The 15,782-nt window shown below is 60.3% G+C and carries 10 protein-coding genes; 1 reads left to right on the forward strand and 9 read right to left on the reverse strand.

The window, feature by feature from the left end:
* Positions 1-10 precede the first annotated feature (10 nt).
* A complete protein-coding gene (locus tag AC1MDT_RS05415) occupies positions 11-2,548 on the reverse strand; it encodes a hybrid sensor histidine kinase/response regulator (RefSeq protein ID WP_480421054.1) in 2,538 nt (845 codons plus the stop codon).
* 257 nt (positions 2,549-2,805) lie between these two features.
* Here AC1MDT_RS05415 and AC1MDT_RS05420 point away from each other — a divergent pair, with 257 nt between their 5' ends.
* A complete protein-coding gene (locus tag AC1MDT_RS05420; RefSeq protein WP_480421055.1) occupies positions 2,806-3,915 on the forward strand; it encodes a PilT/PilU family type 4a pilus ATPase in 1,110 nt (369 codons plus the stop codon).
* Between the two features lie 115 nt (positions 3,916-4,030).
* On the opposite strand, the gene AC1MDT_RS05425 is transcribed toward AC1MDT_RS05420, so the two are convergent.
* The 8 genes from AC1MDT_RS05425 to AC1MDT_RS05460 all read right to left on the reverse strand — a co-directional run bounded on the left by AC1MDT_RS05425 (position 4,031) and on the right by AC1MDT_RS05460 (position 15,666).
* Complete coding sequence (locus tag AC1MDT_RS05425; RefSeq protein WP_480421056.1) at positions 4,031-5,986, reverse strand: acetoacetate--CoA ligase; 1,956 nt, start codon at positions 5,984-5,986, stop codon at positions 4,031-4,033.
* A gap of 134 nt (positions 5,987-6,120) precedes the next feature.
* Complete coding sequence (locus tag AC1MDT_RS05430) at positions 6,121-6,894, reverse strand: 3-hydroxybutyrate dehydrogenase (protein WP_480421057.1); 774 nt, start codon at positions 6,892-6,894, stop codon at positions 6,121-6,123.
* A 7-nt stretch (positions 6,895-6,901) separates the two neighbouring features.
* Positions 6,902-8,293 carry a GntP family permease gene (locus AC1MDT_RS05435; RefSeq protein WP_480421058.1) on the reverse strand — a complete coding sequence of 464 codons (1,392 nt, stop codon included), beginning with the start codon at positions 8,291-8,293 and terminating at the stop codon, positions 6,902-6,904.
* A gap of 283 nt (positions 8,294-8,576) precedes the next feature.
* Complete coding sequence (locus AC1MDT_RS05440) at positions 8,577-9,992, reverse strand: sigma-54 interaction domain-containing protein (protein WP_480421059.1); 1,416 nt, start codon at positions 9,990-9,992, stop codon at positions 8,577-8,579.
* A gap of 136 nt (positions 9,993-10,128) precedes the next feature.
* Entirely contained in the window at positions 10,129-11,700 is a 1,572-nt protein-coding gene (locus tag AC1MDT_RS05445; protein WP_480421060.1) for an ABC transporter ATP-binding protein, read from the reverse strand.
* Positions 11,701-11,714: 14 nt separating this feature from the next.
* A complete protein-coding gene (locus AC1MDT_RS05450; RefSeq protein WP_480421061.1) occupies positions 11,715-12,737 on the reverse strand; it encodes an ABC transporter permease in 1,023 nt (340 codons plus the stop codon).
* Entirely contained in the window at positions 12,737-13,798 is a 1,062-nt protein-coding gene (locus AC1MDT_RS05455; RefSeq protein ID WP_480421062.1) for a microcin C ABC transporter permease YejB, read from the reverse strand. The genes AC1MDT_RS05450 and AC1MDT_RS05455 overlap by 1 nt, the downstream gene beginning before the upstream one ends.
* Positions 13,798-15,666 carry an extracellular solute-binding protein gene (locus AC1MDT_RS05460; protein WP_480421063.1) on the reverse strand — a complete coding sequence of 623 codons (1,869 nt, stop codon included), beginning with the start codon at positions 15,664-15,666 and terminating at the stop codon, positions 13,798-13,800. The genes AC1MDT_RS05455 and AC1MDT_RS05460 overlap by 1 nt, the downstream gene beginning before the upstream one ends.
* Positions 15,667-15,782: the final 116 nt, after the last annotated feature.

A 15,782-nucleotide genomic window follows, 5' to 3' on the forward strand; every position in this document is an offset into this window, starting at 1 on the left:
ATGCCTTAACTCAGTCCGGTTGGCCGATCATCGTGCGAATCTTGGTGGCCAACAGGTCGATGGAAAAAGGTTTGGCCACCATGTCCATGCCTTCCTCCAGGAAACCCTGGCGTTCGGTGGCTTTTTCCGCGTAACCGGTCATGAACAGCACTTTGAGTTCGGGACGGTGCTGACGAGCGATTTCCGCCAGTTGTCGACCGTTCATCCCCGGTAGCCCGACATCGGTCACCAGTAGATCGACCCGCAGATCAGACTCCAGCAGGGGCAGGGCGGACTTCGCGTCTTCGGCTTCATGGGCGTGATAACCCAGCTCATTGAGCAGGTCGAGCACCAGCATGCGCACTGCCGGATCGTCTTCCACCAACACCACTGTTTCACCGGCAATCGCCGCCGGCGTTTCGCCCGTCACCGGCATCAGGATATTTTCCGGCTCCACGGCGTACAGCCTTGGCAGGTACAAACGAACGCTGGTGCCCTGGCCGGGCAGGCTGAACAGGCTCACGTGGCCGCCCGATTGCTGGGCAAACCCGTAAATCATCGACAACCCGAGTCCGGTGCCCTGGCCAATGGGTTTGGTGGTGAAAAACGGCTCGAACGCCTTGGCCAACACCGATGGCGTCATGCCGGTGCCGTTGTCGCTGACGGCAATCATCAGGTAATCCCCAGCCTTGACCGGTTCCAGCGTGGAGATTTCACTGCTGTCGAGGTAGACATTGGCGGTTTCGATCAGCAACTCGCCGCCATCGGGCATGGCGTCTCGCGCGTTGATCACCAGGTTGAGCAGGGCGTTTTCCAGTTGGCTGACGTCGGTGCTGACCGGCCAGACTTCATCGGCCAGTTGCAGTTTGAGTTCGATATGTTCGCCCTTGGTACGGCTGAGCAAATCTTCCAGTGAATGAATCAGTTGATTGGCGTTCAGCGGCTTGCGATCCAGCGACTGACGCCGGGAGAACGCCAGCAGTCGGTGGGTCAGCGCGGCGGCGCGATTGGCCGAGGACACCGCAGCTTCGGTGAAACGGCCAATCTCGGCGGCACGCCCGTCGGCGATGTAGCGCTGCATCAAATCGAGGCTGCCGATGATTCCGGTGAGCATGTTGTTGAAGTCATGGGCGATGCCCCCGGTGAGCTGTCCGACCGCTTCCATTTTCTGTGCATGCCGCAAGGCCTCTTCGGCGCGCTCGCGTTCGAACATCTCGTTTTGCAGTTTTTCGTTGGCTTCGGCCAACTGCCGGGTTCGGGCGGCGACCCGTTCCTCCAGGGTTTCGTTGAGATTGCGCAGGGCTTCTTCGGTCTGTTTGCGCTCGGTTTCATCGATCACAAAGATGTAGAAACCATTCACCGCCCCATCCGGGCCGTGACGCGGCAGGAAGTTCATCAGTGCCTGGCGGGTGCTGCCATCGCGGTGCGGGGTGCTGACGCTGAAAGAGCAAGCCTTGCCGGCCAGCGCCTCGGCAATGTGTTCGGCGCGCAAGGCATAGGCTTCCTCGCCCAGCACTTCAAGAATGGTGCGCCCATAAAACTCCTGGGGCGTGAGGCCATACCAGTCCAGGTACGCGGAATTGTTCAGGCGAAAGCGTTCCTCACGGTCCACATAGCTGATCAGGATGGGCATGGCGTTGATGATCAGCTGCAGCTCGGTCTGGCTCTGGCGCAGGGCTTGCTCGGTGTTTTTGCGTTCGGTCAGGTCAAGTGCGGCGCCGAGAAACCGGATCGGCCGGCCATGGTGGTCCTTGTAGCAACGCCCCCGGGCAAACACCCAGCGCAGTTGGCCGCCGGGCTGCAGCAGGCGATATTCTTCAGCGTATTCGCTGCCATGGGCGATCGAGTGCTTGATGCCGCGGGCGATCATGGCGCGGTCCTCCGGGTGCACGGCCTGGAGGTAGGCGCTGATGGGCAGCTGGCTGGCGAGCAGCGGGTCGATCCCGTGCAGTTGGGCGAAGTGGGTGTCGGCAATGAAGCGGTCTTCGCCAATGTCCCAGTCCCAAGTGCCGACGGCGTCAGTGGCGGCGAGGGCCAGTTGCAGTCGCTCTTCGGTTTCGTGCTGGGCCTTGAGGCTGGCCGCCGAGCGCTGTTCGAGTTCGAGGGCGATACGTCGACGCTCGTTGGTTTCAATCGCCGTAACCAGAATCCCGGCGACCTCAGCGCTTTCATCGCGGATCGGGCTGTAGGTCAGGTCCAGCCAGAAGTCGGAGTCGCGACCGTCGCGTTGCAAGGTAAAGCGCTGTTCGCTGTAAGTGCGCACCTGGCCTTGTAGGACGGCGCTGTAAATCGGGTCGGTAAAGTCTTTGAGTTCTGGCCAGATCTGGTGTGTCGGTTGTCCGAAAGCGTGTGGGTGCTTGCTGCCGGCGAGGAGGGCGAAACCGTCGTTGTAGATTTGCGTGAGGTCTGGCCCCCACAGCAACAGCATCGGCATCGGCGAATGAATCACGATGTCCACGGCGGTTCGCAGGCTCTGCGGCCAGGTACTGGCAGCGCCCAGGGGAGTGCGCGTCCAGTCCAGTCTGGCAATCAAGGCCTGGGCATCGCTGCCGATCGGTGATGCGTTCATCTATATGTCCTGCCTAAGTCGGTGTAGCGGCATCTACTATCCTTGCCGGGCGGTAAATGCTGGATGACCCGCGCTGGGCAATGCCAGTTGTGTAGGAGCGAGCTTGCTCGCGATGGACGTAAACGATAAAGCGTATTTTCTGAACAAACGCGCCGCTCTTGAGTCCATCGTCGGAACGCCGCCCGGAGCAAGCTCGCTCCTACATGTGACCCGCGTTGGGTCTTTGTTCATTGAATGCTTCGCGAGTGCTTTTTGCCATGGAAATCGATGCACTGTTGAAGCTGTTGGCCAGCCAGAATGGCTCTGATCTCTACCTGTCCACCGGTGCGCCTCCCAGCGCGCGGTTCGACGGTGTCCTCAAAACGCTGGCGGACCTGCCGTTCAAACCGGGGGAAGTTGCGGCCATCGCCGCGTCCATCATGGACGCCGAACAGCGCCTGGAGTTCGACCGGGAGCTGGAAATGAACCTGGCCATCTCGCTGCCCGGGATCGGACGCTTCCGGGTCAACATCTTCAAGCAGCGTAACGATGTATCGATCGTGGCGCGCAACATCAAACTCGACATTCCGCGTTTCGAAGACCTCAAGCTGCCGCCGGTGCTGCTCGACACCGTAATGCTCAAACAAGGCCTGATGCTGTTTGTCGGCGCCACCGATTCGGGCAAGTCTACTTCTCTGGCGGCGTTGGTCGATTACCGTAACCGCCACAGCAGTGGCCATATCATCACCATCGAGGACCCGGTCGAGTACATCCACCGGCACAAGAAATCAATCATCAACCAGCGGGAAGTCGGCGTCGATACCCGCAGTTTTCATGCCGCCTTGAAAAACACCCTGCGCCAGGCACCGGACGTGGTGCTGATCGGCGAAATCCGCGACCGCGAGACCATGGAGCATGCACTGGCGTTTGCCGATACCGGCCATCTGGTAATTTCCACCCTGCATGCCCATAACGCCCATCAGGCACTGGACCGGATTATCAATTTCTTCCCTGAAGAGCGCCGGTCGCAATTGCTGCATGACTTGGGCAACAACCTCAAAGCATTCGTTTCCCAGCGATTGGTGCGCACCCAAGAGGGTCAGCGCCGGGCAGCGGTTGAAGTGATGCTGGGGACACCGACCATCGGCGATCTGATCCGGCGCAACGAGTTCGACGAGCTCAAGGGGATCATGGCGAAGTCGACGGAACTGGGGATGCAGACGTTCGACTGTGCGCTTTATACGCTCGTCGTGGAAGGTGCGATCACCGAAGAAGAAGCGTTGAAACACGCGGATTCGGTGAACAATTTGAGGTTGCGGCTCAAATTGCACGCCGAGGTATCACCGGGCGCCCATGCGCCGCCCCGCGAATGGGGCCTGATGGACTGACACCGATCCCCTGTAGGAGCGAGCTTGCTCGCGAAGGACTTGAGAGCAGCGCGTTCAATCAGGAAGAACGCGTTATCGTTAACGTCCTTCGCGAGCAAGCTCGCTCCTACAGGCGTCAGTTATTGAGCTCGGGGCGATTGCGGAATTGCTCCAGCGCTTCGGGGTTGGCCAGCGCATCGGTGTTTTTCACCGGTTGGCCCTGCACCACGTTTTTTACCGCCAGCTCGACCACTTTGCCGCTGATCGTCCGGGGAATGTCCGTCACGGCAACAATCTTCGCCGGCACATGGCGGGGCGTGGTGTTGGCACGAATGACCTGGCGAATCTGCTGCTCCAGCGCAGCGTCCAGCGCCACACCGTCACGCAAGCGCACGAACAGCACCACCCGCACGTCATCCTGCCATTGCTGACCGATGGCCACGCTGTCGATGACCTGCGGGACTTTCTCGACCTGACGGTAGATTTCCGCTGTGCCGATCCGCACGCCGCCGGGGTTGAGCACGGCGTCCGAGCGTCCGTGGATCATCATCCCGCCATGAGGCAACTGCTCGGCGTAATCGCCCTGGGCCCAGACACCGGGGAACTGCGTGAAATAGGAGGCGCGCAGTTTCTCTCCCGTGGGGTCATTCCACAGGCCGACGGGCATGGCCGGGAAATGCCGGGTGCAGACCAGCTCGCCTTTCTCGCCGATGACCGGTTGACCCTCGTCATTCCAGACTTCGATGGCCATGCCCAGGCTTTTGCCCTGCATCTCGCCACGGCGTACCGGTTGCAGCGGATTGCCGTTCACAAAGCAGGAAACGATATCGGTGCCACCGGACATCGAGGCCAGGCACAGGTCAGCCTTGAAGTCGCGGTAGACGTAATCGTAGCTCTGCGGCGACAGCGCGGAACCGGTGCAGAGCAGGGTTTTCAGGCTGCTCAACGCATGGCTTTGCCGGGGCTTCACGCCGTTGCTTTCCAGGGTCGCCAGGTACTTGGGGCTGGTGCCGAACACGCTGATGCGTTCGTCGTCGATCAAATCGATCAGACGCTCCGGATCGGGGTGGAACGGTGAACCGTCGTACAGCACCACAGCGCAGTCCACGGCCAGGGCCGACACCAGCCAGTTCCACATCATCCAGCCGCAGGTGGTGTAGTAAAACAGGCGGTCGCCGGGGCCGAGGTCTCCGTGCAGGCCATGTTCCTTGACGTGTTGCAGCAACACGCCGCCGGTGCTGTGAATGATGCATTTCGGCACGCCAGTGGTGCCGCTGGAATAGAGGATGTACAGCGGATGCGCGAAGGGTACGGCAACGAAATCCGGCTCGCCGCCCGGGCTGTAGAAGTCTTCCCACAGCGCCACATCGGCTTGGGTGTGGAAGTCTTCGATACGCGCCCGCGGCCGCGCGTAAGGCACGACGATCAACTGCTGCAACGACGGCAACCGTTCGAGGATTTCATTGACCTTGGCGCTCTGGTCAATCTCTTTGCCGGCGTAGCGGTAGCCGGCGCAGGTGATCAGCACCTTCGGCTCAATCTGGCCGAAGCGGTCGATCACGCCTTGAGTGCCGAAATCCGGCGAAGAACAAGACCAGATCGCGCCCAGGCTGGTGGTGGCGAGCATGGCCACCAGTGTTTGCCAGGTGTTTGGCATGCAGGCGGCCACGCGGTCGCCGACGACGACGCCAGCGGCGATCAAGCTGTTTTGAAAACCGGCGACATGCTCCGCCAGTTCGCCCCAGGTCAACTGTTCGCGTTGGCCGTTCTCGCCAATCGCCACCACCGCGACTGCATCGTCACGGCGCCGCAACAGGTGTTCGGCGAAATTCAGGGTCGCGCCGGGGAACCACTGGGCGCTGGGCATCTGCGGGCCTTCCAGCAGCACCGCGTCCGGCTGTTGATGAAAGCGAATGTCAAAGAAATCGACGATGGCCTGCCAGAACGCGACCCGCTGATCGATGGACCATTGGTGCAGGGCCGGATAGTCGTCGACGTGGAGGTGGTGCCGCTGATTGATGAAGCGCCGAAAGGCCTCCATACGGGTTTTGTTGATGCGCTCGATGCTGGGTTGCCAGAGAATTTCGGACATGGCTTGCCTCTTCTTTTATCTGCAGATCCATTCGCGAGCAGGTCGGATCGCCGCACCGTCGCTCCCACATTGAGTGCGATCCCCTGTGGGAGCGAGCCTGCTGGCGAAGAACGATGACACGGTCTAGCAGATGATCACTGCGCCAACCACCCACCATCAATATTCCACGCCGCACCACGCACCTGGCTACCGGCCTCACTGCACAAAAACAGCACCAGCTCGCCCAATTGGGGCGGCGTCACGAACTCCAGCGACGGCTGCTTCTCGGCCAGCAAATCATGCTGGGCCTGTTGCGGGTCGATTCCGCTCGCGGCGCGGTCATCGATCTGCTTTTGCACCAGCGGGGTCAGCACCCAGCCCGGGCAGATCGCGTTGCAGGTAACGTGGGTGGTGGCCGTTTCCAGCGCCACAACCTTGGTCAAACCGATCACCCCATGCTTGGCCGCTACATAGGCCGCCTTACCCACCGACCCCACCTGGCCATGCACCGAGGCGATGTTGATGATCCGGCCCCACTTCTTCGCACGCATGCGCGGCAGGCACAGTCGGGTGCTGTGAAACACCGATGACAAGTTGATCGCGATGATCGAGTCCCAGCGCTCTACAGGAAAATCCTCCACTGAAGCGACGTGCTGGATGCCGGCGTTATTGACCAGAATGTCGATGCCGCCGAATTCACGCTCGGCGTAAGCAATCATCTCGGCGATCTGCACCGGGTTGCTGACGTCGGCCGGGTGATGACCGACCTTGCCGCCAAACTGCTGGACCTGCGCGATGACTGCGGCGGCATCGCCGAAACCATTGAGAACCACGTTAGCGCCAGCCTTGGCCAGGCTGAGGGCGATGCCCAGGCCAATGCCGCTGGTGGAACCGGTAACCAGTGCAGTCTTGCCCGAAAGAGTCGTCATGAATACCTCACACAATGCCAGTGGCGTAGAAAGTGCCAATCACTACGAAGACCGCCAGGGTCTTGATGATCGTAATACAGAAAATGTCTTTATAGGCCTCACGGTGGGTCAGGCCAGTGACCGCCAGCAACGTGATCACCGCGCCGTTGTGCGGCAGGGTGTCCATGCCACCGCTGGCCATCGCGGCAACCCGGTGCAGCACTTCCAGCGGAATATTGGCGGCGTGGGCGGCGCTGATGAAACTCTCGGACATCGCCGCCAGCGCAATGCTCATGCCGCCCGACGCGGAACCGGTGATGCCGGCCAGCAAGGTAACGGTAATCGCTTCGTTGACCAGCGGGTTGGGGATGCTTTTGAGCCAGTCGGCCAGCACCAGGAAACCCGGCAAGGAGGCGATCACCGCACCGAAACCGTATTCCGAGGCGGTGTTCATCGCCGCGAGCAGCGCGCCACTGACCGCACTTTTACTGCCTTCGGCCAGTTTGCTGCGAATCGCCTGGAAGCCGAATACCAGCACCATGATGATGCCGACCAGCAAGGCTGCCTGAACCGCCCAAATCGCCGTCAATTTGGCGATGTCGGTGGTCACCGGCGCGGCCATGCCCGGCAGTGCGAGGGTGTGGGTCTTGCCGTACCACTGAGGAATCCACTGGGTGAACAACAGGTTCATGATGCCGACCGCCAGTAGCGGCGACAGCGCGATCCAGGGGTTCGGCAGCTTGATATCGGCTGCGGTTTCCGGCTCGTTGCGCAACTCGGTGCCATAGCCTTCACCCGAGCGCTGGGCCTTGTTGCGCTGGCGTTGCAGAAACAGCATGCCGGCGCAGAACACGAAAATCGCGCCAATCACACCCAGCCACGGTGCAGCCCAGGCGGTGGTGTTGAAGAAGGTGCTGGGGATGATGTTCTGAATCTGCGGCGTGCCGGGCAGGGCGTCCATGGTGAAGGAGAACGCGCCGAGGGCAATGGTCGCCGGGATCAGGCGTTTGGGAATGTTGCTCTGGCGGAACATTTCAGCGGCAAACGGGTAGACCGCAAACACCACCACAAACAGCGACACGCCGCCGTAAGTGAGCAGCGCGCAGACCAGCACGATCACCAGCATGGCCTGGCGGGTGCCCAGCAGGCCAATCGCCGCTGCGACGATGGAGCGCGAGAAACCCGACAGTTCGATCAGCTTGCCGAACACGGCACCGAGCAGGAACACCGGGAAATACAGCTTGATGAAACCGACCATCTTCTCCATGAACACCCCGGTGAAGGCTGGGGCGACGGCGGATGGGTCGGTGAGAAGGACAGCGCCAAGGGCAGCAATCGGGGCGAAGAGGATAACGCTGTAGCCACGGTAGGCCGCGAGCATCAGCAGCGCGAGGGCTGCCAAGGCAATGATCACACTCATGGTGTGTCTCCTTGATTGTTATTTTTGTGTGGTGAAGCCTGTGGGAGAGCGCTATAGCGGGTTTCGTGCCAGTCGATTAAATTATTGAAATATAAGGATATTTTGTAATTTTTGAGTGGGTTTCAGGATCAGTGTCTTGAATTTGAGACTTATGTTGTTGATGCCGGCCTCATCGCGAGCAAGCTCGCTCCCACATTTGATCGGGTTTGACCAAGTAACTCGGTCAAATGTGGGAGCGAGCTTGCTCGCGATGGTCTGTCTAACTATGGAGATCTGTGTCTCATTAAAGAGACTCAACAATCCCCAACGCCACCATCTTCTTGTACAACGTCGACCGCCCCAACCCCAGCCGCGCCGCCGCTTCGATCACCTTCCCCTTACATTGCACAAGGGTAGTTTCAATCAACTGGCGGTCAAATCGCTCCCGAGCCTGGCTAAAGGTCTCATGGGCAACCACCTCGACGGCCACCGGCGCGTCACGCTCCACCGGGGTAAATGTCCCTATCGCCGCCCGGATGTCCGCTGCATTCAACATCAATTCATCACTGAGCAACGCCGCACGCTCCAGCACATTGCGCAATTCTCGAATATTGCCCGGCCAGGCATGTTGACCCAACAACGCCAGCGCTTCGCGGTTCAGCTCATGCTGGCTGCGCAGCTCCTCCAGAATTGCTTCACTCAGGGCCGGCAGGTCATCAAGGCGGTCACGCAACGGCGGTACGTTGATCGGCAGCACATTCAGGCGGTAATACAAGTCGGCGCGAAATTCGCCGCGTTTGATCGCCGCTTCCAGGTCGGTGGACGTCGCCGCGATCACCCGCACATCGCTCTGAATGACTTCGTTGGAGCCCACCGGCTCGAATTCCTTTTCCTGCAACACCCGCAGCAGCTTGCTTTGCAACGGTAACGGCATGTCGCCGATTTCATCGAGAAACAGCGTACCGCCCTGGGCGATCTGCAACTTGCCAGCCCGGCCTTTGCGATCGGCGCCGGTAAAGGCCCCGGGAGCGGTGCCGAAGAATTCCGCTTCCAGCAGCGACTCGGGAATCGCTGCGCTGTTGATGCTGACAAACGCTTTGTGCGCCCGTGGCGAAGCGCCGTGAATCGCCTGCGCCAGCAATTCCTTGCCGGTGCCGGTTTCACCAAGCAGCAATACCGGCGACTCGGTGCTGGCACTGCGCCGGGCGCGGCGTTTGACCTCCAGGCTGGCCGCGCTGGTGCCAATGAAATGGGCGAAGTTGTACTTGGTTTGCCGTGCCCGCAGTAGCGAGCGGGTGGAGGCGAGTTCTTCCTGCATGCTCATGTAGCGCTTGAGCATCGGCGACAGGCTGCGCAATTCGTCGAACAAGGCAAAACCGATGGCGCCGATCACCACGCCAGCGTCGTCATGAATCGGCAGGCGCATGACCACCAGCGGTTCTTTTGAGGTGTCCTGCATGTCGAGCAGAATCGGTCGACCGGTACGCACCACGTCGCGCAGCAGGCTGCCGGGGATTACGCTTTCGCAGGCCTTGCCGATGGCCACTTCGGCTGACTCCAGACCAAAACGCCGGGCGTACCGCTCGTTCATCCAGACGATGTTGGCGTCGCGGTCGACAATCACCGTGCCTTCGCTGGACTGCTCGATGATTTCAAACAGCGAGCGGATCGCCAGCAGGCGCACGCGCTGGTAGTCCTTGAGGCTTTCGGTGGTGTTCATGGATTTCATGTCCAGAGTTCGGGGTGGATGTGCCGGCCTCATCGCGAGCAAGCTCGCTCCCACAGGGGATTTGTGAGCGACATAGATCAACTGTGGGAGCGAGCTTGCTCGCGATGGCCGTAACGCGGTTCTATGCCTACCGCGGATGCGCCGCCGCCAACAGCTCTTTGGTGTACGGGTGCTGCGGCGAATCGAACACGTCATGGCTGGCGCCGCTTTCCACCACTTTGCCGTCCTTGATCACGATCATGTCGTGGGCCAGGGCGCGGACCACGGCCAGGTCGTGACTGATGAACAGGTACGTCAGGCCGTGTTTTTCCTGAAGCTGGCGGAGCAGGGCGACCACTTGCTTTTGCACCGTGCGATCCAGCGCCGAGGTCGGTTCGTCCAGCAGAATCAGCGCCGGTTTAAGCACCAGTGCCCGGGCGATGGCGATGCGTTGGCGTTGCCCGCCAGAGAATTCGTGCGGGTAGCGATGCCGGCTTTGCGGGTCGAGGCCGACTTCTTCCAGGGCTCGAATCACTTCGGCCTTGCATTCGTCAGCGCTCAGCTGGCTATGAACTTCAAGGCCTTCGCTGATGATCTGCGCCACCGACATGCGCGGGCTCAGGCTGCCGTAGGGGTCTTGAAACACCACCTGCATTCTTTTGCGCCACGGCCGCAGCTGCTTTTGCGTCAGGCTGTCCAGCGCCGCACCCTCGAAGCGAATGCTGCCCTCGGAATCGAGCAGGCGCAGAATTGCCTGGCCCAGCGTCGATTTGCCGGAACCGGATTCGCCGACAATGCCCAGCGTCTTGCCACGCTGAACATTCAGGCTGATGCCGTCCACGGCTTTCAGATACGTCTTGCGCTGAAACAACCCGTCACTCAGGGCGAATCGCACCGTCAGATTGTCCACTTCCAGCACGTTCTCGCGCTCGGCCCGGGGCAGGGCTTCGCCTTCCGGCTCGGCGTTCAGCAACACGCAGCTGTAAGGGTGTTTCGGCTCGGTGAACAGTGTCTCGCACGGCGCTTGCTCAACGATTTCCCCAGCCTTCATCACGCACACGCGTTGGGCAATGCTGCGCACCAGATTGAGGTCGTGGCTGATCAGCAGCAGGGACATGCCGAGCCGCTGTTGCAGGGATTTGAGCAGCAGCAGGATTTTGCGTTGCACTGTCACGTCGAGCGCGGTGGTGGGCTCGTCGGCGATCAGCAACTCCGGCTCGCAGGCCAGGGCCATGGCAATCATCACCCGTTGTCGCTGGCCACCGGACAGTTGATGCGGATAAGCCTTAAGCCGTTCTTCGGGTTTTTGAATGCCCACCAGATGCAGCAACTCGAGAATCCGTGCTCGCGCGGCCTTGCCGGTCAGGCCTTTGTGCAACAGCAAGGTTTCGCCGATCTGTTTTTCGATGCTGTGCAGCGGATTGAGCGAAGTCATCGGCTCCTGGAAGATCATCGCCATCCGATTGCCGCGCAGCTCTCGCAACACGTTGGGCGGTGCGCCTAGCAGTTCCTTGCCGCGATAACGGATGCTGCCGGTGGACACAGTGTCGGTGTCGGGCAGCAGCTGAAGGATCGAATGCGCCGTTACGGATTTTCCGGAACCCGATTCGCCGACCAGCGCCAGGCATTCACCGGGCCGGATGTCCAGGCATAGGTTGCGCACCACGGTCTGGCCGCTGAAGGCCACGCTGAGGTCACGGATTTCGATCAGGTTGTTCATATCATCTGCCCGCATCATGACCTCGGGTCAAAGGCGTCACGCAACGCCTCCCCGATAAACACCAGTAAAGAAAGAATCAGCGCGAGGGTGAAAAACGCTGTCAGCCCCAGCCACGGTGCTTGCAGGTTCTGCTTGCCCTGGCCGATCAGTTCGCCCAGCGAGGCACTGCCGGCCGGCATGCCGAAGCCTAGGAAATCCAGCGCCGTGAGCGTGGAAATCGCCCCGGTCAGAATGAACGGCAGATAACTCAAGGTTGCGTTCATCGCGTTGGGCAGGATGTGCCGCACGATAACTTTTCGGTCGCTCAGGCCCAGCGCGCGGGCGGCTTTGACGTATTCCAGGTTGCGTCCGCGCAGGAACTCGGCGCGCACCACGTCCACCAGGGCCAGCCAGGAAAACAGCGCCATGATCCCCAGCAACCACCAGAAATTCGGCTCGACGAACCCCGAGAGGATGATCAGCAGGTACAGCACCGGCAGCCCGGACCATACCTCCAGCAATCGCTGACCGATCAGGTCGACCCAGCCGCCGTAATAGCCTTGCAGCGCGCCGGCCGCAATGCCGATCAGGGCGCTGACAAAGGTCAGCATCAAGGCGAACAGAATCGACACCCGCGCACCGAAAATCACCCTGGCCAACACGTCGCGAGCCTGGTCGTCAGTCCCCAGCCAATTAACGCTGGAGGGTGGGCTCGGTGCCGGTTGATTCAGGTCATAGTTCGGCGTGTCGTCGCTGAACGGGATCGGCGGGAACAGCATCCAGCCGCCATCCTTTTGAATCAGTTTCTGCACGTAGTCGCTGCGGTAATCGGCCTGGAAGGGCAGTTGCCCGCCAAACTCCAGCTCGGTGTGACGCTTGAACGCCGGGAAATACAGCGAGCCCTGATAACTGACAATCAGCGGTTTGTCGTTGGCGATCAGTTCGCCACCCAGGCTTAGCAGGAATAACCCGACAAACAACCATAGCGACCACCAGCCACGCCGGTTTTTCTTGAAGCGTTCGAAACGTCGACGGCCTAACGGCGAGAGCTTGAACATCAGGCGTTCCTCGCGGCGAAGTCGATGCGCGGGTCGACCAGGGTGTAGCACAGATCGCCGACGATTTTTATCAAGAGGCCGAACAGTGTGAAGATGAACAGCGAACCAAACACCACCGGATAGTCGCGAGAAACCGCGGCTTCGTAACTCATGCGACCCAGGCCATCGAGGGAGAAAATCACTTCAATCAGCAAGGAACCGGCGAAGAACACGCTGATGAACGCTTGGGGAATCCCCGATACCACCAACAACATCGCGTTGCGGAACACATGTCCGTACAGCACGCGCCGCTCGCTCATGCCTTTGGCCCGCGCGGTCACCACGTACTGGCGGGTGATTTCATTGAGGAAGGAGTTTTTGGTCAGGATGGTCAGGGTCGCGAAACCGCCGATCACCAACGCGGTAACGGGCAGCACCAGGTGCCAGAAGTAATCGGCGATCTTGCCCACGGTCGACAGCGATTCGAAGTTGTCCGACACCAACCCCCGGACCGGGAACCAGTTCAGCGAGGTGCCACCGGCGAAGACCACGATCAGGAACATCGCGAACAGGAACGCCGGCATGGCGTAGCCGATGATGATCGCGGTGCTGCTCCAGATGTCGAAATGGCTGCCATGGTGCACGGCCTTGCGGATGCCCAGCGGAATCGACACCAGATAGGTGATCAGCGTCGCCCAGAGCCCGAGGGAAATGGTGACCGGCATTTTTTCCAGGATCAGGTCGGTGACTGTGGCGCCACGGAAGAAACTCTTGCCGAAGTCCAGGCGCGCGTAACTGCTGAGCATCAGCCACAGGCGTTCATGCGCGGGTTTGTCGAAGCCGTATTGTTTTTCGATGTCCTTGATCATTTGCGGATCGAGCCCGCGACTGGCCCGGGAAGTGCCGGACATGGTTTCGCCGGAACCGCCGCCGACACTGGCCCCGCCAATGCCTTGCAGGTGTGCGATGGCCTGTTCCACCGGGCCGCCCGGTGCCGCCTGAACGATGATGAAGTTGACCAGCAGAATGATCACCAGCGTCGGAATGATCAGCAGCAAGCGCCGCACTATATAAGTCCACATCAGTGCGGCCCTCCGGGTTTGCCGCGACTGATTTTCTCGGCAGTCATCTGTTGGTTAGTCAGCGGCGTGGTGCTCATTTCCCACCAGCTTTCGATGGCTTCGTCATTGCTCGCCTGCTCGGTGGGCATGCCGAAGCGATTCCACCACACGGTGGAGGTGCCCGGCGGGTAATAGTTGGGGATCCAGTAGTAGTTCCATTGCAGCACCCGGTCCAGCGCGTGGGCATAGCGCAGCATTTCCGGCTGGGTGGTGGCGCGGATCAGGCCGGTGATCAAGGTGTCCACCGCCGGATTCTTCAGCGCCATGTAGTTATTGGCACCGGGGTCGGTGGCCGAGGCCGAACCGAAGTAATTGATCAGCTCGCTGCCGGGCGAGGTGGTGACCGGGTAACCGGTGACGATCATGTCGTAGTCGCGGCTCATCAGGCGATTGACGTACTGGGAGGAGTCAATGCGGCGGATGTTCAGGTCGATGCCGATCTGTTTCAACGTGCGCTTATAAGGCAGCAGCAATCGGTCCATGCCGTTCTGGCTGACCAGAAAGGTGAAGCTCAGCGGTTCGCCTTTAGCGTTGACCAGTTGATCGCCATCGGGTTTCCAGCCGGCCTGCTCAAGCAAGTCCAGGGCTTGTAACTGCTTGTTCCGAATCAGGCCGCTGCCATCGGTTTTTGGCGCTTCGAAGACTTGAGTGAACACCTCGTCGGGGATCTGCCCGCGTAATGGTTCAAGAATCGCCAGCTCGCCTGCATCCGGTAATTGTCGGGCGGCGAGGTCGGTGTTGGAAAAGAAGCTGTGCTGGCGGATGTACATGTTTCGCATCATCTGCCGGTTGCTCCACTCGAAATCCCAGAGCATGGCCAGCGCCTGGCGCACCCGTCGATCCTGGAAAATCGGATTTAACAGGTTGAACACAAAGCCCTGGCTCGGTTGTGGCGCTTGTGTGGCCAGGTGCGCCTTTTGCAGGCGACCGTCGCTCAGGGCCGGGCTGTCGTAACCGATCGAGTACCCGGTGGCGGAGAATTCACGGTTGTAGTCGTAGGCTCCACCACGCAGTACCTGGCGCGCCACATCGGTATCGCCAAAGTATTCGATGCTGAAGTGATCGAAATTATAGAGGCCACGGCTGACCGGTAAATCCTTGCCCCACCAGTCGGGATTGCGCTCAAAAGTGATGCTGCGCCCGGAGTCGACCTTGCTTATCGTGTACGGGCCACTTCCCAGTGGCGGCTCGTAACCGCCACCGCCTGCGAAGTCGCGGGTTTTCCACCAGTGTTCGGGAAACACCGGCAGGGTCGCGACGTCCAGTGGCAGGGTACGGTTTTCGTTGCTTTTGAAGTCGAACCGAACCGTCAGAGGTGATTCCACCTCGACGCCTTTGACATCGGCGAACTGGGTGCGATAACGCAGGCTGCCCTGGGTCATCAATAGGTTGAATGTGTAGCGCACGTCTTCGGCAGTGATCGGTGTCCCGTCGGCGAAACGGGCTTTTGGGTTGAGGTAGAAGCGCAGGAACAAGCCATCATCGGGGCGCTCCATTTTCTGCGCGACCAGGCCATACACAGTGTAAGGCTCGTCCAGCGAGCGCTGGGCCAGAGGCGAGTAGAGAAGACCGTCGACCTGCGTAACGCCGATGCCCTTGTCGATGTAGGGCAAGATGTGGTCGAAGTGACCGATTTCGATCGCCGAGCGACGCATTGTGCCGCCCTTGGGGGCTTGCGGATTGGTGTAGGCAAAATGACTGAACCCAGCAGGATACTTTGCCGGTTCGCCGTACACGGTCAGCGCATGTTGCGGCTCAGCATTCACACCGGCAGCGCCCAACAGCAGGGCCACGGCAGTGAACAATAAAGTGGGGAAAAGCAGTCGCATTGTCAGCCTTAAAGCCGGGTGGTCGATATTCGCAATTTGTACGCTACCGGCGCGTCGCTCGCCAGCCGTATCACGTATCCCAAACACAACGGCCCGCCAAAAGGCGGGCCGTTGTG

The sequence above is a fragment of the Pseudomonas sp. ASL7 genome (assembly GCF_056680375.1).